Source organism: Pseudomonas sp. P5_A2_2, assembly GCF_054177685.1.
In genome coordinates, this window is the sequence record NZ_JBGCUL010000727.1 from 1 (window position 1) to 2,325 (window position 2,325).

A 2,325-nucleotide genomic window follows, 5' to 3' on the forward strand; every position below is an offset into this window, starting at 1 on the left:
GTTCGATGCTGACGCTAAATGGTTTCATGGTTTCCTTCCTTCACAATGCATGGCCCCTTACGACACACGGCGGCACAGTTCGCCCAGGCGCGCTTCGGCGTCGCGGACGATCTGTTCAATCAATTGGGCGCAGCTGGGCAAGCTGTCGATGGATGCGGCGATCTGCCCGGCGGGCAAGACGCCCGCCGCCGGTTGCCCGTCGACCATGGCTTTCTGGATCACCATCGGCGCGTTGGCGGCCATGATGCTTTGCGCGGCGGTCAGCTCACCGCTGCCGCGCATCTTCAGCGCGCTGGTCAGCAGTTGCGTCAGGCTCATGCCGGTGTGGCGGCGGTACGCCAGGCCACTCTGCAACGCCAGCAACAGGCGCTTGAGACCGCCGCTGCTTTCCAGCTGGTTGAGCAATTCGTTGCGGATCATCCGTTGCGGCATGCCGTCGATGGCGCGGCTGATGATGATCGCCGCCGGGTCCTTGACCGCCAGGTAACGGGCCAGGGTCGCCTGGGGCACCGGGCTGTCGGCACACATCAGGAAACGCGTGCCCATGGCGATGCCTTCGGCACCGTAGGCCAAAGCCGACACCAGACCCTTGCCGTCCTTGAATCCGCCGGCCGCCACCACGGGCACCGACACCGCGTTGACCACCTGATCAAGCAGCATCGAAGTAGGAACGGAACCGGTGTGTCCCCCGCCCTCGCCGCCCTGCACGGTCACCGCATCGGCGCCCATTTCCACGGCTTTCTGCGCATGCTTGAGCGCGCCCACCGTGGGAATGCACACCACGCCGGCATCCTTCAGGCGGCTGATCATTTGCTTGCCCGGCGAACGGCTGTAGCTGACCGCCCGGACTTTGTGGCGCAACACCAGCTCGACGATCTCGCCGGCATTGGCCTGGTACATATGGAAATTCACCCCGAACGGCTGATCGGTCAGGCGCCGGGTTTCGATAATCGCCGCTTCCATTTGCTGCGGTTCGATGGTCGCCCCGGCGAGAAAACCGAAACCACCGGCATTGCCCGTGGCCGCCACCAGTTTCGGGTCGGCGACCCAGCCCATGGCGGTCTGGATGATCGGGTAACGGCAACCGAGCAGTTGTGTTAAACGGGTATTCAACGAGATCGCCATGTTCACGCCTCGCCCGTTTTGCGCTGGGAACTGGCCATGGCCTTGGCGTCGTAGCCGCCGAGGCGGTCGCCGGACACCAGTTCATTGTGGGCATGGGCGAAGTGATGCAGGCCGAACACCATGTCCATGGTTGCGCGCTTGCCCATCAGGTCTTCGGCATTGTTCACCGCTTGCTTGCTCAGTTGCAGGCCCAGGCGCGGCATCTGCGCGATGCGCCCGGCGATGTCGAGGGTCTGCTGCTCCAGCTCGTCGCGAGCCACCACCCGATTGAGCATGCCCATCTGATAGGCCCGTGGCGCCGGCATGCGCTCGCCGAGGAACAGGAACTCCTTGGCGATGCGCGGATTGAGTTCATGCACGTGGGCGAAATACTCGACCCCTGGAATGCCCATGCGCACCACCGGATCGGCGAAATACGCATCCTCGCTGGCGACGATCAGGTCGCAGACCCAAGCCAGCATCAGCCCACCGGCAATGCACGCGCCCTGGACCATGGCGATGGTCGGCTTGGGCATTTCGCGCCAACGGCGGCACATGCCCAGATAGACTTCCTGCTCCCGGGCATAGAGAAACTCGCCGCCCGGTTTGTTCACATGGTCGTACCACAGGCTGGCGCGGTCGAAGGTCTTGTCGACGTCGCGGCCCGGGGTGCCGATGTCATGCCCGGCGGAGAAATGCTTGCCGGCGCCACGCAGCACAATGACCTTCACTTCATCGTCATCGCAGGCCCGGCGAAACGCCGCGTCCAGCGCATAGGTCATCTGCGAGTTCTGCGCGTTGTGGAACTCGGGGCGGTTCATGGTGACCAGGGCCACCGCGCCGCGCACTTCGTAGAGCACCACCTCGGCCTGATTGTTATCGTTATCTTCAGCCATCACTTGTCTCCGCAACGCGCTGCTCAGCGTTGGCCTGGCGGGTTGTCTTTGAGTTGCAGGGAGCGCAGGTTGTGCGGGTCCAGACGCTGGATCAGCTGCAATTGCTCGACCGTCGGGGCGGCGGTGGTCGGGCAATCGTCCGGCACGTGCAGCTCGAAGCCGGTGCTGTCCTGGACTTGCGCCGCCGTGACGCCGGGGTGCAGCGAACGGATGCGCATCTGCCGCTGCGGGCCCTGGAAATCCAGCACGCAGAGGTCAGTGATGATCAGGCGGATGTCGATGTCGTCCAGCGACCATCCGCGCGCCAGGCGGGCCGGGTTGTAGC

At 64.3% G+C, this 2,325-nt stretch carries 2 protein-coding genes and 1 pseudogene; all 3 read right to left on the bottom strand.

The annotated features are described in order from the left end of the window. Window positions 1–57: 57 nt before the first annotated feature. Window positions 58–1,125, bottom strand: a complete 1,068-nt coding sequence (locus ACXRVY_RS24840; protein WP_223462341.1) for an NAD(P)H-dependent flavin oxidoreductase — start codon at window positions 1,123–1,125, stop codon at window positions 58–60. Window positions 1,126–1,127: 2 nt separating this feature from the next. Continuing rightward, window positions 1,128–2,000 (bottom strand): enoyl-CoA hydratase, encoded by an 873-nt coding sequence (locus ACXRVY_RS24845; RefSeq protein ID WP_223462342.1) that lies wholly within the window; start codon window positions 1,998–2,000, stop codon window positions 1,128–1,130. 23 nt (window positions 2,001–2,023) lie between these two features. Then, window positions 2,024–2,325, bottom strand: a pseudogene (locus ACXRVY_RS24850) (ketoacid CoA transferase); the annotation flags it as partial.

Coding starts and splice junctions, on each gene's coding strand:
- ACXRVY_RS24845 (WP_223462342.1), bottom strand. CDS start 2,000: ATGGCTGAAGATAACGATAACAATCAGGCCGAGGTGGTGCTCTACGAA.
- ACXRVY_RS24840 (WP_223462341.1), bottom strand. CDS start 1,125: ATGGCGATCTCGTTGAATACCCGTTTAACACAACTGCTCGGTTGCCGT.